The 24,288-nt window shown below is 32.3% G+C and carries 17 protein-coding genes; 14 read left to right on the top strand and 3 right to left on the bottom strand.

What is annotated here, in order from left to right; all coding sequences use genetic code 11:
• The first annotated feature begins 45 nt into the window (after positions 1-45).
• Positions 46-993, top strand: a complete 948-nt coding sequence (locus N456_RS00215) for a PorP/SprF family type IX secretion system membrane protein (protein WP_062052658.1) — start codon at positions 46-48, stop codon at positions 991-993.
• A 301-nt stretch (positions 994-1,294) separates the two neighbouring features.
• Here the strand turns inward: N456_RS00215 and N456_RS00220 are convergent, their stop codons facing one another.
• A complete protein-coding gene (locus tag N456_RS00220; RefSeq protein WP_062052659.1) occupies positions 1,295-1,525 on the bottom strand; it encodes a helix-turn-helix domain-containing protein in 231 nt (76 codons plus the stop codon).
• Positions 1,526-1,865: 340 nt separating this feature from the next.
• On the opposite strand from N456_RS00220, the gene N456_RS00225 reads away from it, so the two are divergent.
• From N456_RS00225 to N456_RS00290, 13 genes are all read left to right on the top strand, one after another.
• Positions 1,866-3,446: a polymorphic toxin-type HINT domain-containing protein gene (locus N456_RS00225; RefSeq protein WP_062052660.1), complete on the top strand. Its 1,581-nt coding sequence runs from the start codon at positions 1,866-1,868 to the stop codon at positions 3,444-3,446.
• On the top strand, positions 3,446-4,549 hold the full coding sequence (locus tag N456_RS00230) for a tetratricopeptide repeat protein (RefSeq protein WP_148639122.1): 1,104 nt from the start codon (positions 3,446-3,448) through the stop codon (positions 4,547-4,549). The genes N456_RS00225 and N456_RS00230 overlap by 1 nt, the downstream gene beginning before the upstream one ends.
• 1,789 nt (positions 4,550-6,338) lie before the next feature.
• Entirely contained in the window at positions 6,339-7,298 is a 960-nt protein-coding gene (locus N456_RS00240) for an FHA domain-containing protein (protein WP_062052663.1), read from the top strand.
• Between the two features lie 40 nt (positions 7,299-7,338).
• Positions 7,339-11,382 carry a TOMM system kinase/cyclase fusion protein gene (locus N456_RS00245; RefSeq protein WP_082422380.1) on the top strand — a complete coding sequence of 1,348 codons (4,044 nt, stop codon included), beginning with the start codon at positions 7,339-7,341 and terminating at the stop codon, positions 11,380-11,382.
• 24 nt (positions 11,383-11,406) lie between these two features.
• Entirely contained in the window at positions 11,407-11,982 is a 576-nt protein-coding gene (locus N456_RS00250; RefSeq protein WP_062052666.1) for a hypothetical protein, read from the top strand.
• A gap of 687 nt (positions 11,983-12,669) precedes the next feature.
• On the top strand, positions 12,670-13,257 hold the full coding sequence (locus N456_RS00255) for a hypothetical protein (protein ID WP_062052668.1): 588 nt from the start codon (positions 12,670-12,672) through the stop codon (positions 13,255-13,257).
• A 159-nt stretch (positions 13,258-13,416) separates the two neighbouring features.
• Positions 13,417-14,004, top strand: coding sequence for a hypothetical protein (locus N456_RS00260; protein WP_062052670.1), 588 nt, complete (start codon positions 13,417-13,419; stop codon positions 14,002-14,004).
• Positions 14,005-14,120: 116 nt separating this feature from the next.
• Positions 14,121-15,038, top strand: a complete 918-nt coding sequence (locus N456_RS00265; protein ID WP_062052672.1) for a hypothetical protein — start codon at positions 14,121-14,123, stop codon at positions 15,036-15,038.
• Between the two features lie 135 nt (positions 15,039-15,173).
• Positions 15,174-17,441: a TOMM precursor leader peptide-binding protein gene (locus N456_RS00270; protein WP_062052674.1), complete on the top strand. Its 2,268-nt coding sequence runs from the start codon at positions 15,174-15,176 to the stop codon at positions 17,439-17,441.
• A gap of 18 nt (positions 17,442-17,459) precedes the next feature.
• Positions 17,460-18,767 carry a KamA family radical SAM protein gene (locus N456_RS00275; RefSeq protein WP_062052676.1) on the top strand — a complete coding sequence of 436 codons (1,308 nt, stop codon included), beginning with the start codon at positions 17,460-17,462 and terminating at the stop codon, positions 18,765-18,767.
• 191 nt (positions 18,768-18,958) lie between these two features.
• A complete protein-coding gene (locus N456_RS00280; protein ID WP_062052678.1) occupies positions 18,959-19,783 on the top strand; it encodes a lectin OAA family protein in 825 nt (274 codons plus the stop codon).
• 252 nt (positions 19,784-20,035) lie between these two features.
• Entirely contained in the window at positions 20,036-20,449 is a 414-nt protein-coding gene (locus tag N456_RS00285; protein ID WP_062052680.1) for a DUF1842 domain-containing protein, read from the top strand.
• Between the two features lie 568 nt (positions 20,450-21,017).
• The gene (locus N456_RS00290; RefSeq protein WP_062052682.1) at positions 21,018-21,461 is read left to right on the top strand and encodes a hypothetical protein; all 444 of its coding nucleotides are present in this window, start codon (positions 21,018-21,020) and stop codon (positions 21,459-21,461) included.
• A gap of 692 nt (positions 21,462-22,153) precedes the next feature.
• On the opposite strand, the gene N456_RS00295 is transcribed toward N456_RS00290, so the two are convergent.
• Both N456_RS00295 and N456_RS00300 read right to left on the bottom strand, forming a co-directional pair.
• Positions 22,154-23,170 (bottom strand): zinc-binding dehydrogenase, encoded by a 1,017-nt coding sequence (locus N456_RS00295; protein ID WP_062052684.1) that lies wholly within the window; start codon positions 23,168-23,170, stop codon positions 22,154-22,156.
• Between the two features lie 366 nt (positions 23,171-23,536).
• A complete protein-coding gene (locus N456_RS00300; protein ID WP_062052685.1) occupies positions 23,537-24,286 on the bottom strand; it encodes a LytR/AlgR family response regulator transcription factor in 750 nt (249 codons plus the stop codon).
• Between the last annotated feature and the right edge of the window lie 2 nt (positions 24,287-24,288).

A 24,288-nucleotide genomic window follows, 5' to 3' on the forward strand; every position in this document is an offset into this window, starting at 1 on the left:
CATAAAACTTACTTTTCTTGATAAGAATAATCAAACCTATTAAAAATGCATAAAACTTATTTCTTAATAGTTGTTATATTACTATTTAATGCTATAAAAACAACTGCTCAGCAGGATGCTCAATATACTCAATATATGTACAACACCATTAGTGTTAACCCTGCCTATGCAGGTTCTAGAGAAAGTATAAGTATTACGGGATTATATCGTAATCAATGGGTAGGAGTTGGAGGAGCTCCAGTAACACAAACGTTGAGTATTCATACACCAGTAGGAAGAGCCAATAAAGTAGGGTTAGGGGTGTCTATCATAAATGATAAGATAGGACCTACTCAAGAAACCTATTTTGATATAGATGTTTCATACACTATTAATACATCTAACGATGGGAAATTGGCATTCGGAGTAAAAGCAGGAGGACATCTTTTAGATATTAATTTTAACCATCTTAATCAATATACCAATAGAGATATTCTTTTAGATACTAATATAGATAATAAGTTCTCGCCTAATGTCGGTGTAGGAACATACTATTATGATGAGAAATTATATCTGGGAGTTTCTGCACCTAATCTTTTAGAAACAAAACATTTTGATGAATCAAGAAACGATAATAAGGCTTCTTCATTTTTGGCAAAAGAACGAATCAATTATTACTTCATAGGAGGATATATTTTTGATCTTAATTATTATTTAAAATGTAAACCTGCTGTATTAATAAAAGGAGTAGTAGGAGCACCACTTCAGGCAGATATATCTGCAAATTTTTTAATATATGATAAGTTTACCATAGGAGCAGCCTATAGATGGAGTGCTGCTATAAGTATTCTTACGGGGTATCAGATTTCGGATGCAATGATGCTTGGATTTGCATATGATTGGGAAACTACAGCATTAGGAAATACAGAATTTAACTCGGGATCATATGAGTTCTTTTTACGATATGAAATCTTTAATAGAAATAAGCGTATTATTTATCCACGATTCTTTTAATCTCTCATTGAGGGTTGATTCTTTAAGGTTTGCCTAGGGATCAAAATATTTTTTTCAGAAACATACCTTGTGGGCTTGCTCCGAGGTTGTTGATTTTAGAATATCGTTTTGAAAAATGATACTAAAACGAATATAGTCATTCCGTTTTTATTTAGTACTGTTTTTACATCAGTACAGTGGTATGATCCAATGGTATCTATTTAGGATTATTATAAATGGATATTTATGATTAGGAAACTAACATCGTAGTAGGGACACTATAAATCACTAATCCCTATCATGTTGACGAGGATTTTACGTTTTATTTCATTCCTTTAAAAAATTCTTCAATCGTAATATTGTGAATATCCATAATTTTAAAAAGGGTATCTACTGTATAATTAACACCTTCTTCCCACCGCCATACGCTTTTATTTTCAAAATTATGTTCAATCGCAAATTTCTTATAGCTAGTATATCCTGCATTGATACGTAATTCTTTAATGCGTTTTGCAATCGCTTCTTGTCGTTTTGTATAATCAACTTTATCCATCTAGCAAATTTTTACATTTCGCATATAAAAAAGGGTGTCTTTAAAGACACCCTTTTGATTATTTTATTTATCTTTGTTTTCAAATACTACGAAAAACACTAAAAATATGTAATGAAAATTATAGAATATGTAAATTTTTTTTGCTTCAATCCAGTATTACCCCCATGATCTTGTTTTTTCTCAAATCATCAAAAACCTGTTATGCGCTTATGGCAAAAATGAAGAATGAAAAAATATAAAAATTAATGTACTGTAGTTCATTATCTTATTAAATTGCAGTACCAAAACTTTTAAAACCTTTGACAGCTAAAACCCCCGTTAAGCTGCATAAATTAAACGAATGTCACAAAAATTAGAATATGTTGTGAAGGGGGCATTAATGCTTTGCGACAAGGGCGCAGCACCTTCTCAATTTCAACCAACACACGGCGAAGGCGTTACCTTTGGAGGTGTCACAACTTCAAATACACTCGATAAAATACCCAACAAACATATTATGCCTTTTGGGGCGTGTTCGATGCAAAATGGCAATCCTTGTATGCCTGTTCCTTTGGAATGGCAAGATACCTATGATGTAAAGATTAATCATGGTAAAACCTTACTCTTTAAAAGTTGCATAAACTGTAGCGTAGGAGGTAAAATATCATTTCTTAATAGCGGACAAGTACCGTTGCCCCCCGAAGAACTGGATGCACTTTTAAAAGAACATGGGGAACCGGAAGATGGTAGCGGTTGGGGTTGGTGGGACACCGCCGAACTCATTCCTGTAGTGGGTAATATAATTGGTATGGTACGTGAAGCTAAAAAGGGCAATTGGGGTATGTTTGCCCTGAATGTCGGTTTTTTGGTGGTTGATGTCTTAACATTGGGTACTGCTTCGATAGGAACGACAGCTATTAAAGGTGCGGTAAAAGGAGGGATTAAAGCAGCCGCAAAAGCAACGGTAAAAAATGTTGCTAAATCCACTAGTAAAATGCTTGCTAAAAGTGGCATAAAAGGATTGGCAAAAGGCAGCGCGAAAGCTTTTGCAAAAGGAGTTGCCAAAGCTACCGCGCGATTAGGAAAAGGTAAGTTTTGCGTTACCGCTTGTTTTGTAAAAGGTACACCCATTGCCACAAGTGAGGGGCTTAAACCCATAGAGCAAATACAAATAGATGATTTGGTTTGGTCGTATGATGAAAATACAGGCAAGCAAGCACTTAAAAAAGTAGTAAACACCTTTAGCAATGTAGTGGATGCCACACTGCAATTGACCTTAGAAAATGAACTAATTGAAACCACCGCAGAACATCCCTTTTATACACGGCAAGGTTGGAAAAAAGCCGCAGACCTGAATATAGATGAACATGTTAAAAACAAATCGGGCAAATGGCATCAAATAAAAGCCGCTAATTTTATACATCAACAGCAAAAAGTTTATAATTTTGAGGTTGCAGATTGGCACACCTATTTTGTGGGGGTGTATCAATGGCTCGTTCATAATTATACGTGCCTTAAAACAATGGCAAAAGCTGGGCAGAAATGGGCGCAAAATCTTTTAAAAGGTATTCGCTTTGACCAATTGATGAAAAAGCAAATGACCGACGCTGTACACGAAGTTTGGTTAAAAGGAATGAAAGCCAGAGTTGATGCTATTGTAGCAGGGAAATATATTATTTCACGGAAAGCAACGCAACTTGCAGATGCCACTTTTGATACAGCGAAAAAATATATTGATGAGCTTGCAGAAAAATATAAGAGCGGTAAAAAAATACAAAACCCTAAACGTGCGGGAGCAGAAGAATTAAAAGGGAAATCAATTTTACAAATTCCTAAACAAAATAAGCCTATTCCTAAAGAGGTGAAAGATTATGCTAGGAAAAAGAGAGTTATTTTTGATGAAGTTAAAACCGTAACCGATGATATATTAAAATGGTGGTAATGGAAAAATTAAAATATACGTTGTGTGGTTGGAATGGATCATACGGCGAAATTCAAAACGAAGAAGATACATTAGATTATTATAGGACTTTGTATCAGAACGAAATCTCAACAGAAGAACTTGAAAAACATTTAATATCACTTGATGCGTGGGCACAATATGCCTATGAAAATAAATTGTTTTTTAATGTAACCGCTTTTTTAGATGATAACGATCAACCTTTGATAAGTCTTACTTTTAATGAAGGTAATATAATTGTTGAGTTTATAGACGAGTGTAACCGCATTCATATGGATTATGTTTTTAGTAACGGTCATCATCCTGAAAAATTGTTCTTAACGAGTTTACATTATTTTATTTATCCCGATAATGACAATTTTTATACGATGCTCGATGTCATCAAGGATGTTCAATATATCTTTACGCCCGAAGGTAAATTAACCGTATGGGAACGCTATATAGATGAGAAGGACGGTAAAGAATATGAAGAAGCCAAAGAAGCGAGCGACCCCGTAAATATAGAAAGTAATTGGGAAACATATCCGCAATTGGGAGAGTACGATAAAATTTGTAATATAGATCGTTGGGGTGACGGCGAACTAGCGATGCCCTTTACAGGAGAAAATAAAGCGATATTAGTTAATACCTATGATGGCGATTCTATTCTAAAGAAAAACACCCCGTATTATAGACTCACCGAAGATCAACAAAACATCGTAGATGATGCTTTTACACAAGCGCAACAGCAATATAGACAAGGCAAAATGGATAAGGCTATCGAAATTTTAGAAAATGCTTTTCATGCGCTACCAGAACCTAAAGAAAACTACAAAGCAGCAAGCGACTTTATCATAAAAATCGTAGAGTATCATACCGAGAATAACAACGATGAAGAAGCCCTACGCATTATTAGTAAACTCGATAAATATTTAAACGCAGATAATTACGATGCACTACCATTATATAAAGGAAAGGTTTTATATAATGCGGGACAGAAGAAGGAATCTTATAACGAATTTCAAAAATACATAGAACGTAGAAGTGTTAAAGAAATGGGTAGTGATTACCCCGACTATTACAAGGTTTTTCAGAAATTAATATAGCCTTAGAATAAAAATACGAAAAGTGATCATCACATTCCGTATTAAAATTATCTAAACTTATAGGTTGTCCAATATTTTGAGGTTTTGGGAGGCTTCGATTTTTAGTATATGCCCTATTCTTTACTGTTTTGTCAATAAAAATCGCAGTTTTCTATTTTCGATACGGTAAGTACTCGATTGGCAAAATGTAAAAATGATTACTTGCTAAAAGAAATAATAAAATAGGGTAGGTTCGGAATTTTGATTTTTTGCTTAATGGGTATTTTACAGATATTTAAAAATATTTGTCATAACGACTATTATCATATAATTCAAATATATTAAGAAGTTCTGGATACTGTCTCGTCTAAATAAAGGTAGACATTCCAGATCGCATTGAAGTGCTATTATAACTCTTCCCGGCGTTGCTATACGCTCTCCCGGCACTATATTACCCTCTCCCAGTACTGTTATATACCTTCCCGGCACTATTATCACTGCTCCCGGCGTTGCTATACGCTCTCCCGGCACTATATTACCCTCTCCCAGTATTGTTATATACCTTCCCGGCACTATTATAACTATTCCCGGCGTTGCTATATTCTCTCCCGGCGACTGGGAAGCATACAATTGATACTGGGAGAGTGATAAAAAGAACAAAGACACCTATAAATGTAGCTAGGAACTATAAAATTAGTACTGGGAGCATAATTTATATGAGCAGTCTTATACAATTATAGTGTTGGCTCACCAAAAGATATTGTTTGATCTGCCGAGGGATATAACTTCCTAACTTTAATTGCTTTAAATTCCCTTAGATACATACTTGTTACATTATTTATACATAAGATGATATTATCGGTAGTAGTTATTAATTACCCTATTTAGTCATCGTCTATTAATAAAAAATTAAAGCCCATTGTATTTTTAGAATTTAAGTTAGAAAATGTTTATAACACTACCAAAGGTGCTCTTTTTAAAGGTAAGTATAGGATATCTTTGGGTTAAAGTATTTTAGTATCAATGAGAGGTAATTTGCTGTAGATCGATGGGGTTTTAATACAATACGATTAAACCTAGATTTATAGGTCTGAATAAAGATAAGTGTATTGATGCTTAATTAGTTTTATAAATAATCTAAAAGGGAATAGCAAAAAGAATATGTATAACAGGCGTGTATTTATAACTATAATTTCATACATAATATACATATCAAAAAATTATGATTAATGACGAGTATACAAACGTTATCAATCCCATCATGTTTTTTTGGTGGATAATAAAATTTAAACTAACTTGGGTAGCAAGTTATGAAGTAATTGACTGAAAAACAAAGGTATAACCGTAATTTAATAATGGTTATCACGTATTTTGGTATTAGTTTTTATGATCATAAACTAGTAGATTGATATTAAGTATTATAGCGTCTTTAAAGAAAGGCGTTAAATCATATATAAACCTAAAAACATTAATTAAATAACGAACTAACTAAAGCCTAAACACATGATTCTTACTCCACTAAAAACCCTGTTCAATCTCTCTCAAAAATTAAATAATCCCTATTTAGATTCTTAACTTTTATCAAAATTGTATATGCCGTATTGGATAAAATATAATTATATTTTTTATTCAAGAACTATATTATATCTAATTGTTATTGTAGCTTTTTTTTAATTAAAACTAAAGAATAAATTTAGTTACTATTTAAGAAGGATTTCAGTTTCATTTTAAGATATATTATATATGGTAAAATGATAAAAAAAGACAAGGAAATTTAAAACACAGAATACTATATTTATAAAAGTACGGGATGGCAATTATAAAAAATAGTCAAACAGAAGAGGTAATATACCTTAATACGCAACATACCTTTGGTAGAAATCGACATACAGCTAATACTTATCTTTCAGAACAAGATATCTCTCAATCGCATGCATTGATATTTTGGAAAGGAAACGATTGGTATGTGCAGGATTACAGTAGAAATGGGACTTTGATTAATGGAAAATATATTAATCATACTACAGTAAAGCTTTTAGAAAATCACAAAATACAATTTGGAGAGCAAAAATCTACACAGTGGGAAGTGATAAATCTATCTCCTCCTAAGAGTTATCTAAAACCTTTAGAGAGCAAGGGCCTAGTGATAGAGCTCGCTTCATATCATGCTTTTCCGAATGAAAAATCACCTGATGTGTTTATATATCCAGCAGAAGGAGTATGGAAGTTGGAAACAAAAGAAAATGTTTTAGATTTAGTACATGATACGACATATAAAATCAATGGAGAAGAATATACGTATATAGAAAATAGGATTTTAGAAGATACTATGGATAATGGATATGTCGTAAACAATGCTTATTTCCAGTTTTTATTAAGTTCTGATGAAGAGCATATTCGTGTCAAAATCATTATCGAAAATCAAGAACTAGACTTAGGAGAACGAGTACATAATTATATTCTGCTTGCTTTGGCAAGAAAACGATTAGCAGATGTACGTATGGGATGTGTTTTTAATGATCAAGGTTGGATAACCATTGATGAGTTACTCGAGGATATGAGCAAAGAGTTTGGTAAAGAATTAGATACGTATTATCTAAATCTAAAAATTTACCGTATCAGAAAACTCTTAATGGATACAAAACCGTACGGATATTTATTTTCTAATATTATAGAACGAAGACATGGAGAAATGCGTTTTTCACATCGTTATTTTCAAATATTAAAAGAAGAAGAATGTGTTGGCGAAATATTGGCAACAACAGATTAAAAGAACGACAAGTATAGATAATCAATAACACGATGTTACTATGAAACAATTTTCGATGAATAAAGACCCCAAAACTACCGTTCATCTAGAGAATTACACCATACTAAAAAAAATAGGAGAAGGAGGATATGGGCTAGTTTATATGGCAGAACAAGTTAGCACAGGTCAAACCGTAGCGATCAAAATGCTAAAATTTAAGGATGCTTTAGATGGGCAATCTAAAAGGCAACAAATTGTTCGTTTTGAGAGAGAAACACAATTATGTGCACAGATTAGTCATCCTAATATTGTAAAACTGTTAGACAAAGGATATACGGTAAACAACGAACCTTTTGCAGTTTTTGAATATATCAGCGGAACAACCCTAAAAGAGCTGATCAATTCTCAAAACAGCTTATCTGCAGAAGAAACAGGAGTACTAATGGGACAAGTTCTAGAAGCTTTGGTATACGCACACTCCAGAGGAATTGTACACCGAGATCTAAAACCATATAATATTATGGTAACCAAAACAGGAACGAGTACCTATGCTAAGATTCTTGATTTTGGTATAGGAGCTTTTACCAATGATTTTAAAATAAGCGATTATGCTAGCATAACACTTCCTCAAGAGCTTTTAGGAACCCCTGCATACTGTGCGCCTGAGCAATTAAGAGGGGAGCCAACTACAATAAAATCAGATCTCTATGCATGGGGACTGATTGTTTTAGAATGCCTTACAGGACAACCTGTAATACAAGGTAATACTATAGCAGAGATATTCCAACAGCAATTAAATACTGTAGATATTGTAATCCCACTATCTATAGCAGAACATCCATTAGCTAATGTATTAAAAACAGTATTAAGAAAAGATCCACTACAACGAGCACATCAGGCGACCAGTGTTTTTGAGGCCTATTCTAAAATTAATTTTAATACGATAGTAGGGCAAATCAAACCATTAAACACAGCAACATCCTTAGATGATGCCACCGCAGTCAATCAATTTGTATGGCGTAGTACACACAGTGAAAAACGAGAAATTACTGTATTATGTGCCAAACTGGGACTGTCAATGACAGAAGATTCTACATTGGATATAGAAACCTTAGAAACCATACAAAAAGATCAATTACAGCATTGTAAGGATATTGGAACTCGATATGGAGGATATATCTCAGGAATAATGGCGGATACCATTATCATGTATTTTGGATATCCACAAGGTAGTGATAATGATGCGAGACGAGCAGGAAGAACCGCGTTAGAACTCATAAGCCAATTTCAGAAAAGAAGTACACTACTATATGCACAGCACAAAATAGAAATTGATATCAGAGTGGCAATGAACTCTGGTACAGTACTTATACAACATAAAACTCCGCCTGATGGGTTGATAGCCAATATTGCATTTAATTTGGTATATACTACTCAACCAGGTCATATTCTAGTGGGTAAAGCATCCAAAAAATTACTGGATCCCTACTTAGAGTTTGAAGCATTTGCTACACAAAGTGTTTCTAGTATAGGAGGAAAACCTGTGGCAACCTATCTACTTACAGGAGAACGTATGGCAGAAGCTTTATCAAACCTAAGCCCTCGTAGTGCAGATCAAAAAATGATTGGTAGACAGATAGAACAAGATCAAATACAGGAAATCTGGAACACTATAGAAAATAAAAATGGTAGTGCAATACTCATTCAGGGGCAAGCAGGAATAGGAAAATCTAAGCTCATTTATGAAACTAAAAAACAACTGATCCATGATGAGGTAATTGTTAGAGAATGTCGCTGTTTGCCAGAATATCAGAATAATGCTTTACATCCAATTTTTGAAATGCTTAAAAAGGATATGGCATTGCACGATGATGAAACATTGATCCCTCAATTAGAAGTAATTCTAAAAAAAGCACACTGCGACTTACCTACAGTAATCCCTGTATTATGTTCTTGGTTTTCGATTCCTCTGGGAGAAGCGTATCAGATTTCTGTATTGCCGCCATCAGAACAAAAAGAAATTTTATTCGATACTTTAAAGAAGTGCATCCTTAGTATAGATGCGCAAAAAAAATTCGTATTTATTATAGAAGATCTACACTGGATAGATCCTACAAGTCTTGATTTTTTAACGACCTTAATCGATACAATTGCTCAAGAAAACTACTTGTTACTATGTACCGCGCGCCCAGAATTTCAATACAATTGGAATAAAGAGAACTTGACAACTATAGAATTAAGCACACTTACCAAATCGTATACTCAGACACTTATAAGAGATATCGTACAGCAAGAGGTTACAGAAAAAGCATTAGATTATATTGTAGACAGAACAGATGGAATACCATTATTTATAGAGGATCTAACACATATGCTGTTAGAGCAGCAGTATTTAGTATTACGAAATAATACCTATCAACTAAAAGAATCTTTTGACGAAACATCAGTTCCGGTAACCCTAAAAGGATTATTAAATGCTCGATTAGATAGCTTAGGGTTTGCTAAAGAAACCGCACAATTAGCATCCGCTATCGGTAGAGAATTTACCTATGATCTTTTGGTTAAATCCTCTCTTAATGACGAAGATATGGTGCAATCTAATCTTAATATCCTTTTACAAGCTAACCTGATCTATTGTCATCGTAATGTGCAAAAAGAAACATATGTTTTTCGTCATGCATTGATCCGTGATGCTGCATATGATAGTATGGTAACGATACTAAAACAAGAGGTACATGGTAGAGTTGCAGAAACTATAGAGCATGATTTTCATGATATTGTAAGAGAAAACCCTTTTGAATTAGCTAGACATCTTGCAGAAGCAGCACAATATGAGAAAGCATCTTTTTATGGGTTAGAATCTATAGCTGATATTCTGAAAAAATCATTGTACTTGGAATCAATTAATCAATCTAATATAGTTATAGAATGGGCTAGAAAAATTGAGATAAGAACACAAAAAATAGAATATGAATTACGAACCAATCAATACTTAGTTCAAGCATTAATAGCTGTTAAAGGGTTTGCTAATGAAGAAGTCAAACTAATCAATGATAAGTCTGAAAAATTGAGCCTTTTATTGGAGAATAGTTCTGATTGGTTGTTGAATATTTTATGGACTAGAATTCAATTTAATCTAATGGCTTCGAATTATTCTAAGTATGAAGTTTTATGGGAAAAAGCGGAAAAGGATGCTTTAGAATTAGATCAACAAAAATTGCTTATTGCTCTTTACGGTATAAATGGTTATAAAAATTGGCTATTTGGAGAGTATGAAAAAGCTGAAATTGAATTGTTAAAATCTATTACTATTTATGATCATATAAAAGGAGAAGGAATTATAGAGTCTTTTGGGATAGATTATAAAGTTTATAGCTGTTTAGTATTGTCAAATGTATATGCTTTTAAAGGAGATTTTAATAAAAGTAATAAATTTAGTAGTATCGGTATTAAAATAATGGAAGAACTGAATGATGCACATACAAAAGCTTATGCTTTAGCATTGTATATCTCTCTTTATTTCTATCGAAATGATTATGACAGTATTAGAGAAATTTATAAAGAACATCTAGATTTTTTAATTCACTATGATTTTACAACATTTTTATACTTGTTTAATGTTCTTAATGGGTTATTAAATGGAGATATTCAAATGGCTGCAGAAAATAGAGATCTTATTTATAGTACTGGTGTAAGGGCTGCAGGAACCTACTACTCTCTAGTAATAGCGCAAACAGCATATAACACTAATAAATTTGAAAGATCTCTCAAAATTATAGAAAACTGTATTATTGAAGGAGAAAATAATGGAGAAAAATTTCAACTTGCAGATTTATATAGATTAAAAGCAATGTGTTTAGCAAAATTAAAAAAAACAACTGAAACAGAGATTGATACTAATTTTAAGAAAGCACTTAGTATAGCCAAAGATACTAAAGCGATATTATACTCTCTAAGAACTTTGATAGATTGCTATCGGACTACTAGTAATTTAGAATTAAAGCAAGAATGTGTTAAAGATTTACATCTTTTAAAATCTCAAATAAGCGATAAAAAAAGTATTACAGCAATAACTCAAATATTAGCTGACAAAACTATTGTTTAACTAAAATAAATTTTATAGAAAAAAATGGAAAATCATGAATTAAGCTCTAAAACAGAAAAAGATATTTATAATATTTGTAAAAAATATTTTGAACTTAGTCTCAACTGTGATAAAAATAAAGATTTGTTGAAAGCATTTCAAAATCCTGAAAATACAGTTGCTTTTTTAACAGATGGAATTAAAAACGGGCAGTATGTTTGGACTAATGAAAATGGAGAGAAATGGAAAGGGTGTGGAATGAGATTACCTAAAAACACAAGGGTAATTTTAGATTACGAAGTGTCTTGGCCAACATTATATTTTGAAAAAAAAGAGGGAGAGAAAGAGACAATCACTATAAAAGAATCTCCTTTAATGATACAGGCATTTACTAACAATCCTAGCTTAATTGAACAAAAAAAATTTAATCGAAGAGAGTTTTTAAAAGAAGGTCAAGAAGTAAAAGTGGTTTTACCATTCAATACAGATGATTTGAAATATTACGATGCAATACTCGTCATGCCATGTTTTATACCAAATAAAGATATGTTAACTAAAGTATATTTTAATAATGAGAATGTTGAAACAGATCAACCAGAAATAATATTAACAAGTTGTTAATCATTATTTTTTTGGACAGTATCCAAAATTTTGTGTAAATAAAACTTCAGCGGGTTAGGCTATTTATAGTTTGACCCGTTTTCAAATATAGCCAAGAACTGTAATACTCCCCCATTTTTAAGACAGCAATTTAAATTGTAAATTTAATGTTGTACATATGAAAAAATTAAGAAGAAAATTTCGTTCATTCTTCAAAGCCAAAGTAGCTTTGGAAGCGATCAAAAATCAATTGACTTTGTGAGAAATAGTTTCAAATTTTGATATGATCAAGAAATAATTACGATAAAAGAATCCCTTCTATCCGTTCAGGTTTTTAGTAATGGCTCAGCCGGAATAAAGACAATCAAAAGAGAACTTTTACTAGAAATCGATGAATCAAAAGTTATTCTTCCATTTAACGTTGGTGATCTGACAAATTACGATGCAATCTTATCATGCCTTGTTTTATCCCGGATAAAGATATGCTAACAAAAGTATACTGTAATGATAAAAAAGAAGCAGCGGGAATCATATTAACCACTTCATAAAATAATAGGTTAGCAGCGTATAAAAAACAGCAAGGTTTGTTTATGAAATAATAGTATTAAAAATTTCATAAATGAACCTTATCTTTTTGTGGGTACAGTAGTTTCAAGTATCTTATAGCAAATTAGTTAAATCTTCTGTATAACTCTTAGAATCAAAACCATGGAAACAGAACTCTTACAACCAGAATTCCAATCATTACCTCTTAATTGGAATGCAAACCAAAAGGACATATACTATATCTGTGAGCAATACTTTAAGCTTAGTCTTAGATGTGCTAAAAATCCAGAATTATTAAAAGCTTTTCAGGATCCATCTAAAACAGTTGCTTTCTTAACAGATGGCAAAAATAAAGATGGATATGTGTGGAAAGATACTGAAAATGAATATTGGAAAGGCTGTGGTATGAAATTACCAGAACACACAAAAGTAATTTTAGATTATGATACCTCTTGGCCAACCTTATATTTTACTAAAAAAGGAAATGAGCAAGAAACAATTACGATAAAAGAATCCCCTCTATTTGTTCAGGTTTTTAGTAGTGGCTCATCCGGAATAAAGACAATCAAAAGAGAGCTTTTACCAGAAAGCGATGAATCAAAAGTTATTCTTCCATTTAACGTTGGCGATCTGACAAGTTATGAAGCAATACTTATCATGCCTTGTTTTATCCCAGATAAAGATATGCTAACAAAAGTATATTGTAATGATAAAAAAGAAGCAGCAGAAATTATATTAACCACTTGCTAAAATTATAGATCAACAGAGTATAGAAAAACAAGGTTTGTTTATGAAATAATAGTATTAAAAATCTCATAAATGAACCTTATTTTTTTGTAGCTATAATAGTTTCAAGTATCTTATAGCGAATTAGTTAAAGGTTATTTGTAACTCTTAAAAACCAAAACCATGGAAACAGAACTCTTACAACCAGAATTCCAATCATTACCTCTTAATTGGAATGCAAACCAAAAGGACATATACTATATCTGTGAGCAATACTTTAAGCTTAGTCTTAGATGTGCTAAAAATCCAGAATTATTAAAAGCTTTTCAGGATCCATCTAAAACAGTTGCTTTCTTAACAGATGGTAAAAATAAAGATGGATATGTGTGGAAAGATACTGAAAATGAATATTGGAAAGGCTGTGGTATGAAATTACCAGAACATACAAAAGTAATTTTAGATTATGATACCTCTTGGCCAACCTTATATTTTACTAAAAAAGGAAATGATCAAGAAACAATTACGATAAAAGAATCCCCTCTATTTGTTCAGGTTTTTAGTAGTGGCTCATCCGGAATAAAGACAATCAAAAGAGAGCTTTTACCAGAAAGCGATGAATCAAAAGTTATTCTTCCATTTAACGTTGGTGATCTGACAAATTATGAAGCAATACTTATCATGCCTTGTTTTATCCCGGATAAAGATATGCTAACAAAAGTATACTGTAATGATAAAAAAGAAGCAGCGGAAATTATTTTAACAACTACCTAAGGAGGTATAGGTTAGCAGCGTATAAAAAAATAGCAAGGTTTATTTGTCGGCATAGTTGTTTAAAGTATCTTACACAAACCTAATTAAATTTTTATACAACTTTTAAAACTAAAACCATGACAGCAACAGAAGTCGAAAAAGAAGTCCTTGTAAAACCTACAGAAGAACTCATTAGAAATCAAATCAAAGCATTGTTTGATGATGGTTCTAATGACCCTGTATATCAGGCGTATAGTAATATTGATAAAAATATATCTTCGGATATACTTACATCAGAACATCAAATTAATACGACAAGGGTTACCACATTACGGATATCAGAGTTTTTTAATACCCTATATTTTTTTGAATCGATTAATGATACTATACGAGATGCCTATCTAAATCATCATCATCTAAGACGAGGATTATTAACCAATGGAGCTTTGTTTAAAACTAACAAAGCTAAATCTGCAGTTAGCATAGGATATACTATGGATGAACTTGCTGTATTAGCACAAAAAAAACCACAATTATATCAGCATATTTTAGAGGAATTAAAAACTCAATTAGGTGTTGATGAGACTAATTGTTCAGAAGAAGAATGGTACTTCTGGCCAGGATGTGAGATGAAAATTCCACTAAAAACAACTATTCTTTTAGATACCTCGGTATCAAAATCTAAATTTGTAATTACTAAAAAAGTTCAGCGATCAAACAATACTGAACTATCTCAAATCATTTTAGAAGAAAAACCATACCAACTAGAAGTATCTCTTCTAGGCGAGAATGATTTTTTATACGATAAAAAACAATCAGGAAATTATCAAAAACTAGATCCAGGTTTTTTTACCATCAATACCTCTGAGCCATCATTTAATGGGATCAATGCTAAGAACGATTTTAAGGAGGTTGGGTTAACATTACAAAAAGGAGAAACATATGAATATACCTTGTATGTACCCTACAGTAGTCCTAGATTTGATATACAAACACATCTAAAAATTTATAACAGTGATGAGACTGTAGAAGAATTTATAGCAACATGTACATAATTTAGAATATACAATCAATGCCGTTTGATCAAAATAATTAAGGAATTAAACTTTTTTCTAAGAAAATAAACGGCATTGATTATTTTTATAGCGCGATACCCAATACAAACTCCATAAAAAAAGGACACTACAATAATGTCAGACACATTTTATAGAATTAAAGAAAACTATGCTAAAGTAAAAATAGATGCTCAGTATACGATTATGTCATCAGAGCGAGATAGTGTCGTATTACAATCTCCATTAGCGATTCAGTTATTAGATACCATTAGCAATACCCAAGTCACTAAAGAAATACTTGTTGCCAACCATCAAGATTATAATAGCACACTTAGTGATATCCTCATTACCCTACATCAATTAGAAACTGAAGGATATATTACAGAAAACAAACCATTGTTTACTACAGAGCAAAGTGCGTATTGGGAAGAACTAGGCTATACTACTCAAAAACTGGCAAAGGTTTTTGCGACTAAAACTATTGGAGTACAAACCGTAGGAACTATAGGAACAGAGGCTCTTACTACTTTTAAAAAAGCATGTACCGATACAGGTTTACGATGGTCAGATACTCCATCTCTAATAATTGTATTGACCTCGGATTACCTACATCCAGAATTATCCAAAATCAATCAAAGCGCAATTAAAAATAATACCTCTTGGTTAGTATTAAAACTACAAGGTACTACACCATACATAGGTCCACTAATGACTCCTAGTGTATCAGATGCTGCTTGTTGGAAATGCCTACAGCATAGATTAGTATTACACGATCAAGAAAATAAATTATATCAGGCACTCGCCAAAACAAATGAATCAATTGCTCGCCCTCTGGTGAGTCACCCTCTAGCCCAACAATGGGCAACAAGCGTAGCAGTATCAGAACTAGTCTCTTGGCTATATCACGGGCAAAATGAGACATTGAAGAATACAGTAATAGCGCTAGATACAAAAAAAAGCGAACGTACCCTACATACAGTTGTAAAACGACCACAGTGTACCGCCTGTGGAGATTCTATACTCGTAGAACAACATCCATCCCCCATTACACTACATCCACAGACAACAGTAGCTGATAACCCTGGGGGGTATCGTACAGTACAACCAGAAGAAACTCTAAAACGATACCAGCATCATGTTAGCGCTATCACAGGTGTTGTTCCATATCTAAGAGAATATCACCCCGTAGCGAATGTACCCATCTATAATTTTGGGTCAGGAAAAAACTTAGCACTACAGAGCTCTTCTCTATTTTGGCTAAACCTACATCTTAGAAGCGCTAATGGAGGTAAAGGTAGAACAGCTATACAAGCCAAAACAGGAGCATTATGTGAAGCGATAGAACGATACAGTTTAATGTATCAAGGAAAAACCTATACGATTTCTGCTACATATGCAACACTAGAAAACGCAATTCATCCTAATGATTGTATGTTATATAGTGATGCTCAGTATCTAGATCGAGAACGTATCAATGAAGAAAGCACCAAGTTTTATTCATTGATTCCAATACCTTTTGATACCGATACAATAATGGACTGGACTCCTGTATATAGCTTAACCGAACAAGAATTTAAGTACCTCCCGTCCTGTTATTGCTATGCACAATACCCTGCAACTGATGAAAAGAGACTCTATGCATATCCAGATTCTAACGGTTGTGCGGCAGGTAATACACTAGAGGAAGCCATATTACAAGGTTTTTTAGAACTTATAGAAAGAGATGCTGCTGCAATATGGTGGTATAATCGCATACAATATCAAGCCATAGACCTATCCACAGCAGCTAACCCTTATATTGATGAGATGGTTACTTATTATAAGAGTATCGACAGAAGCTTATATGTTTTGGATATTACTACAGATTTAAATATCCCTGTCTTTGTAGCCATTAGCCATAATCTAGATACAAATGGTAAAGATCAAATACTCTATGCTTTTGGAGCTCATATAGACGCACATATTGCTTTAGAAAGAGCCATTGTAGAACTCAATCAATTACTTCCTGTAGTAATCAATACTAAAGGATCTTACCTAACCACAGATACTATATTTATAGACTGGTTAAATACAGCTACCTTAGATAATAATGGATATGTAGTACCTCTAGAAGGGATACAAAAAAATATGCAGATTGATTATCCTAAACTATGTGAGGCAACAGTATATGATAGTGTATATTACTGTATTGATAGTGTAAAAAAACATGGGTTAGAAACACTAGTGGTAGATCTAACACAGCCAGATGTAGGATTGTCCGTCGCTAAAGTAATTGTTCCTGGATTACGACATTTCTGGAGGCGTACTGCACCTGGGAGACTATATGATGTACCTGTAAAAATGGGTAAACTACGACAACCCCATGCCGAATCTCAGTTAAACCCATTGAGTATTTTTATTTAAAAAAAAGTAAGACAAGCCATGAAATTTATATCTTATAATAATACGTCGTTTAAAAAAACAAAATACTACTTAAAACTACCCGATCAGGAACGAGAAGTGTTTGATATTCTATCTAGTGTTTTTCATTTTAAAGTAAATGCCTATGTATTAGAGTATTTAATCAATTGGGATGCCATCCCTAATGATCCAATCTACAAACTCATTTTTCCGAGAAAAGAAATGCTGCAACCTGTAGATTATAAAGCATTACGTCTTTTATATCAAAGTGGCCTAGATGATAAAACACTGATGCCATTTATACAAAAAGTGAAGAAAAAAATGTATCCTGAAGTTAAACATTGTGAGACTAGTATTCCTAAGATAAATGGAGTACGTGTAAAAGGAATGTATAGTAATTTCGAAACCATTGTTAGCCTATTCCCTGATCCTATGGCTAAAACTTGTCATTCCTATTGCTCTTACTGTTTTAGATGGATTATGTTTAACAATAAAGAAGCACAGCAAAATTCTTCCTATAAAGATCCTAATGAACCTGTAGCATTTCTAAAGGCACATCCCGAAATTTCGGATGTATTATTTACAGGGGCAGACCCATTAGTATTAAAAGCCAAAACATTGCAAAAGTATATAGATCCTGTACTAGATATAGATTCTGTAAAAGTAATACGCATCAGCTCTAAATCATTAGGATGGTGGCCTTATCGATTTACTACTGATCAAGATGCAGATGAATTATTAGAGCTGTTTAGATACATTCAGTCTAAAGGAAAACATCTAAATCTCTGTGCACATTTTACACACGTTAGAGAGTTAGAAAATTCCGTAGTAAAAGAAGCTATAAAACGAATCCGAGAAACGGGTACTGTAATACGATGCCAAGGACCGATTGTAGAAGGGATTAATGACACCCCAGAAGATTGGAGTGCATTATGGAACGCTCAGATTGCACATGGGATGGTTCCGTATTATATGTTTATAGAAGCAGATCATAACTCCGAATCTTGTTTTAGGATACCATTAGCAAAAGCATTACAGATTTTTCAAACCGCTCAGAAGCAAACCACAGGTCTGGCAAGAACTGTAAGAGGCCCTGTTTTTATGAATGACCTTCATAGAACACTATTAGATGGTATTATTACCATTGATGGACAACAGTATTTTGTTCTAAAATCCTTACAAGCACCTCCTAATATGGCTGGTGAAGGTACTATAAAACTAATTCCATATAGCGAAACAACTAAAGATGCAGGAGACTTAATAGCCTTATTTAGTAAAGAATCTAAAGAGGAAACACTTCCCGTTCTAAACCTAAATGAAACAGCGTAATATTCGTAATACAAAAATTACGTTTTTAAAAGCGATGATCTATGATTATCGCTTTTTTTTTTACGGTTTTAAAGGTGAAATAAGATGAAATAGTATTCGTAAGTAACTGGTTATATATTTATTATCATAATATTTGATCGAAATAAAAGCGCTTTTGGAAATCAAAAAATTATTAACTTAAATATATAAAAATGGCAATTTTCAATGTACAAAATCAATGGGGTGGTAATAGTGCACCTTGGCATGCTGGAGGAACTTGGGTTCTAGGATCCAGAGACAATCAGAATGTAGTAGAAATCGACATCAAATCAGGTGATGGAGGTAGAACTTTTACAGGAACAATGACGTATGCCGGAGAGGGGCCAATAGGCTTTAAAGCAAAACAAATCAGTGGTAATAATTATACTGTAGAGAACCAATGGGGTGGTGATTCTGCGCCTTGGCATCCAGCAGGGAATTGGATCATCGGTGGACGAGAAGGACAGAATGTAATAGCACTAAAAGTTAATAGTGTTGATGATAGTGCCAATTTAGAAGGAACCATGATATATGCAGGAGAAGGTCCAATAGGGTTTAGAGGATTAGAAACAGATGGGAGTAGTTATTCTGTAGAAAACCAATGGGGCGGTCATACAGCACCTTGGCATGATGGAGGTACTTTTGTACTCGGAGCGAGAAAAGATCAAAACCCTGTAGCGTATGATATCAACTCTACTGATGGAGGAAAAACATTTACAGGAACAATGACCTATCAAGGAGAAGGACCTATTGGATTTAGAGCTACTAAAATAGGAGCAAATAACTACGCTGCCGAAAATCAATGGGGAGGTGATTCTGCCCCTTGGCATCCAGGTGGAAATCTAATCATTGGTTCTAGAACCAATCAAAATGTGGTGAACTTAAAAATCAATTCTACTGATGAAGGAAAAACATTTACAGGAGAAATGACCTATCAAGGAGAAGGACCTATCGGATTTAAAGGAGTATTGTCGGATAATGTATTAGCTAAAGCATAATTAAAATAAGGAATTAAGATTATTTACTATATTTTGCAAAACTAAGCTGCCAATACTATTTTGGCAGCTTTTTTTACGATAAAGAGGTATATCAGGTTTGTTATTTTTTTGATGAAATATGATGAAATATTTTTTTAGTAGTTTACTATTTAACTTTAAAATATAATAGAATCATGAAATTCTGTTTGTTTATAATGGTGGAATCTGAAAAACCTTAAACAGAGTAAGAATTGAATAAAAATAAAAAGTAAAATGAGTACTCAAGTAGAAGAAAAGCAAGCTTTGGTAGGAGCATATCTTGCTTCAGGAACAATAGGGAACGTAGGTCTTCCAGGAGCTCCTATAGCACATTTTAAATTAGTTGTTGCTCCAGGAAGTAATAGTGTGTCAGGAACAGTTGAGATAACGCAAGCAATATTAGGTCCTAATAGTAATATTATCGTAAAAAATGTTCACGGAAAAATCTATGCAACAGGATATGGTTCAGTTACAAAAGTAGTAAGTTTAGAAGGAGAGTATAATCATTATTTAACCCCTCCAGCTATTGGAGTAATTCAAGAAAAATTTACAGCACACCTAGTACTAGATGATGAGTGGAAAGGTAGAGGAGGATTTACATATGGTAATACATCTATAGAAGATGTACCTGTAAAACCAGAGAACTAAACGAATACAATAATAAATAATATAAAATGGTATAGATTACAATTTATATGTAGGTTGAACTCTAAACCAAAAAATAAGTATTCAACTAAAAAAGAAATACGGAAACCTTTCATTAATCTGAAAGGTTTTTTTTATGATATAGAATACAATACAAGATCAGGGTTTTAAAATTGATGTAAGTAGTACTTAAAATGTTTCAATTCTTAAATGAAATAAGGATCTCAAATTACATTTTTAGTATTTCGTATCTTCAAAATAAAATGATAGCCTATAATTCATCTTAGTTATATTGTGAATTTCATTATAATAAATTCATAGTGTAGATGATATAATTAGGATAAGGTTTTTTATATGTTTTATTTTTTTATGTTTTAAAAAAAACAACAAATCATTGTTAAGTTATTGTTTGTTAGTGTTTTATTTTATTTTTTATGTGTGATAGGTACATTGTGAAATATGATGAAATATTTTGACGCTCAGTTTCTACTTAATTTTACACTGTCGTTAAAAGATAACTGATTGATTTTTAAAAAAAGTTGATTTAAGTCCATAGATAGAATATAAGCATATGAAACATTCCTTAATCGATAAAAAAGCACAAACGGCCAGATTTGGTTATTGGCCATTCCAAGATCGGATAAAGACGACGCTTACATTAGTACGTCTAGGAAATGGAAACTTTGATATTCATTATTCAAGTCAATTTATTGGAATTAAAATCGGAAAGATTGATAACGTAGAGATTCCAGAAAAAGGTAGTATTACCAAAAGAATTAACGGTAATCCAGAAATAGAAGTAGAGATATCTAATTGTAGTCCATTACGTAATTATGTTGCTATACATATAAAAATAAATGTAGAAGTTCCAGGACTAGGTAATCAAACTATTTATAATCAAACTTTAATGGATCATCGAATGCCATCAAAAAACCAAGAGTTCTCTCTTACACATATTTTGAAAAATTATTTAAAGGAAAAAAATTTAAAAAGGCAAACTACCAATGCTTTTTGATATGAAATAAATAATAAATGGTAAGTTTATAAAAATAGGGGGCTATTTATAAAATTTAATTTTCTTACCATGATAAGGGTTGGCTAATCATTAGCCAACCTTTTTTTATGTTTATACTAGGTTGATCATATCAATTGTCTTTTTTGAATAAAAATTGGTACTATTCTAAGAAAAAGATCCAATATTTTTTGGCAAAGATTTAATTCTTATTTCAATTCACACACACACACACACAATTTATGGGAGTAACCTCTAATTGTAGCCTTCTATAATTAAACGTTTAAGTATTATGATGCAAATTTTAACTACACTGATCTTACGATGTGTATTAGAGATCTTCTGACGGGTCTTTTAGACGAAGTGTTTAGCTGAGACTGTTCAATTTTTAAGACAGGAAGTTAAAATTTCAACCCTTTACCTTAAAACTTTAACTCCCGAGGTTAAAGTTTTAGGAAACATGATTAAAAATTGTACTCTTAGAATTAAATGTAACGTCTTTTTGACTTATCGAAACATCTTTTAGGGTAAATAAGGATTAATCTTAGTTATTGCATTTGTATAAAGATCACACTCTATTTTTAATTCAGACAGAATCCTAAAAAAAAGTGCATTAAATAGTGAAAACGGAAATCATTCTGTCTTAACCATATAAAGAATCAATATACATGTTAACGTTAGGTGTTTACAGTAGGTTAGGCATCGTTAATAAACGTATCCATATCGATAATGATTTTACCAAATTGTTCACTATTATCTATCTTTTTAAAAGCTAAGTTAATCTCTTGAGTAGAGTAGACAGAATCAATGACTGGGTGTATCTTCTGAGAAGAGATTAAATCTATCATTTTTTTAAACTCTTCATTGTTTCCCATACTTGTACCATGGATAGATAATTGTTTCCAAAAGATTAGCTTAGGATCTAGATTTTGAATATAACCAGTAGTTCTACCAAATAATGCAATTCTACCTCCTGGATTAGCTAATTTGGTCAATTCTGCAAACCCTTTTCCTGCAGCACTATCTATAATTACATCAAATCCATTAACCTTATTTAATAATTGATTACTCCAATCATTGTCTTTATAATTAACCCCTCCTTTAGCCCCTAATTCTATAGCTCTTGATATTTTATGTTCGCTTCCCGATGTTACGTATACTTCTGCTCCTGATGCAATAGCAAAACTTAATACAAATAAAGCAACTCCACCACCGATTCCAGTAATTAAAACCTTGTTATTGTTTTGAAATTCCCCTCTGGTGAACAATGCGCGATATGCGGTTAACCCTGATAAAGGAAGTGCTGCCGATTCCTGAAATGAAAGGTGTTTAGGTTTATGATATACATACTGTTGATCTATACTAATATATTCAGAAAAAGTTCCTTGTCTGGGAAATCCTAAAATCTCATAATTAGATCCATGTACCTTCCTGTTTGTACCCCAATTTATAGATGGGTTTATGATAACTTCATCTCCTTTTTTTAAGTAGTTTACGCCTACACCTACTTCCATTATTATTCCTGCTCCATCTGATCCCAATATGATACCAGAATCACTCTTTAAGTCTTTTTCTTTGAGGGACCAAAGTTCGTGATGATTAAGAGCCGAAGCTTTTAGTTTAATTAAAACATCAGAATGAGATAAAGTGGGTTTGTCAACATGCTTTGTTTCGAGCTTATACGTTTTTTGATTCAATACAATTGCTTTCATCTGATTTTTTTATCTAAGAATGGACATAATAATGGTTGTGATATAAGTTTACTATAATGTAATAGAAATCATAAATCATAAGATTAAAAAATAAGTATTTAAAGTTGAGAAACTTTAAGGCTAAATTTAGTTATTTTAAGAAATTTTTTAGTGTGTTTTAGGTTATTTTTAAGGAAATGAAATATTGTGAAATATTTTTTTATGGATTACTTCTGTACTTTAGCACTGTCAAAAGTGATATAGATAAATAGGTGTTGGGGTATACCTGTTTTGAAATATTGTAAATGATATTCTGTTTTCGGCCGATTTCAGTAAGTATGTAAAGATCTAAAATTACAATTTAATAAAAATAGAGAGCGTATACTATTATCTATGTAAGCGATCTAGAGTCTCCATCACTTCTATCTTTTTACGGACAGAGACAGGTATATTTTCTCCATTCTTAAGCATAAGATATCCACCATCAGTTTTGATAAATGCACTGATACATTGTAAATTTACCAAATGACTCTGATGTACTCTTAGAAACTGATAGCTCTTAAGCATATCAGAAAAATACTTTAATGTTTTTGTAACAAAAATTTTTTCCCCATTCTGAAGATAAAATATAGTATTATTACTGTCAGATTCGCATCGAATAATATCATCTAGATTAACAATACTAATTTTATCAAAAGTATGTAATGATATTTTATCAGGTTTTTGCTCTGGTGCAGATAAGGTATTTTTTAAAATATTAAGACGCTCTTTATTGGGTTGAATTTGCTCTTTTGCTCTACTAATAGCTTGAGCGAGTTCTTCATTAGAATAAGGTTTTAAGACATAATCTATAGCAGCAAATTTAAAGGCTCTAATTGCAAATTCATCGCTAGCGGTTACAAAAATAATTTTTGATTTTAAATCTGGAAATATTTCTAAAATATCAAATCCAGTACCATCACCTAGCATAATATCTAAAAACAAAATATCAGGTTGTGCAGTACCTAATGATTTTGCAGCTTCAACAACACTTCGTGCAGTATCAATTATTTCTATTTCGGGATGATTTACCTTTAGATCATTTTTTAAAAGCTGAAGTGCATCAGGCATATCTTCTACAATAATAGCTGTAAGCATAA

Source organism: Aquimarina longa SW024, from assembly GCF_001401755.1.
Classification (GTDB): domain Bacteria; phylum Bacteroidota; class Bacteroidia; order Flavobacteriales; family Flavobacteriaceae; genus Aquimarina; species Aquimarina longa.

Coding starts and splice junctions, on each gene's coding strand:
- N456_RS00245 (WP_082422380.1), top strand. CDS start 7,339: ATGAAACAATTTTCGATGAATAAAGACCCCAAAACTACCGTTCATCTA.
- N456_RS00215 (WP_062052658.1), top strand. CDS start 46: ATGCATAAAACTTATTTCTTAATAGTTGTTATATTACTATTTAATGCT.
- N456_RS00280 (WP_062052678.1), top strand. CDS start 18,959: ATGGCAATTTTCAATGTACAAAATCAATGGGGTGGTAATAGTGCACCT.
- N456_RS00275 (WP_062052676.1), top strand. CDS start 17,460: ATGAAATTTATATCTTATAATAATACGTCGTTTAAAAAAACAAAATAC.
- N456_RS00290 (WP_062052682.1), top strand. CDS start 21,018: ATGAAACATTCCTTAATCGATAAAAAAGCACAAACGGCCAGATTTGGT.
- N456_RS00250 (WP_062052666.1), top strand. CDS start 11,407: ATGGAAAATCATGAATTAAGCTCTAAAACAGAAAAAGATATTTATAAT.
- N456_RS00270 (WP_062052674.1), top strand. CDS start 15,174: ATGTCAGACACATTTTATAGAATTAAAGAAAACTATGCTAAAGTAAAA.
- N456_RS00295 (WP_062052684.1), bottom strand. CDS start 23,170: ATGAAAGCAATTGTATTGAATCAAAAAACGTATAAGCTCGAAACAAAG.
- N456_RS00225 (WP_062052660.1), top strand. CDS start 1,866: ATGTCACAAAAATTAGAATATGTTGTGAAGGGGGCATTAATGCTTTGC.
- N456_RS00255 (WP_062052668.1), top strand. CDS start 12,670: ATGGAAACAGAACTCTTACAACCAGAATTCCAATCATTACCTCTTAAT.
- N456_RS00230 (WP_148639122.1), top strand. CDS start 3,446: ATGGAAAAATTAAAATATACGTTGTGTGGTTGGAATGGATCATACGGC.
- N456_RS00220 (WP_062052659.1), bottom strand. CDS start 1,525: ATGGATAAAGTTGATTATACAAAACGACAAGAAGCGATTGCAAAACGC.
- N456_RS00285 (WP_062052680.1), top strand. CDS start 20,036: ATGAGTACTCAAGTAGAAGAAAAGCAAGCTTTGGTAGGAGCATATCTT.
- N456_RS00265 (WP_062052672.1), top strand. CDS start 14,121: ATGACAGCAACAGAAGTCGAAAAAGAAGTCCTTGTAAAACCTACAGAA.
- N456_RS00300 (WP_062052685.1), bottom strand. CDS start 24,286: ATGCTTACAGCTATTATTGTAGAAGATATGCCTGATGCACTTCAGCTT.
- N456_RS00260 (WP_062052670.1), top strand. CDS start 13,417: ATGGAAACAGAACTCTTACAACCAGAATTCCAATCATTACCTCTTAAT.
- N456_RS00240 (WP_062052663.1), top strand. CDS start 6,339: ATGGCAATTATAAAAAATAGTCAAACAGAAGAGGTAATATACCTTAAT.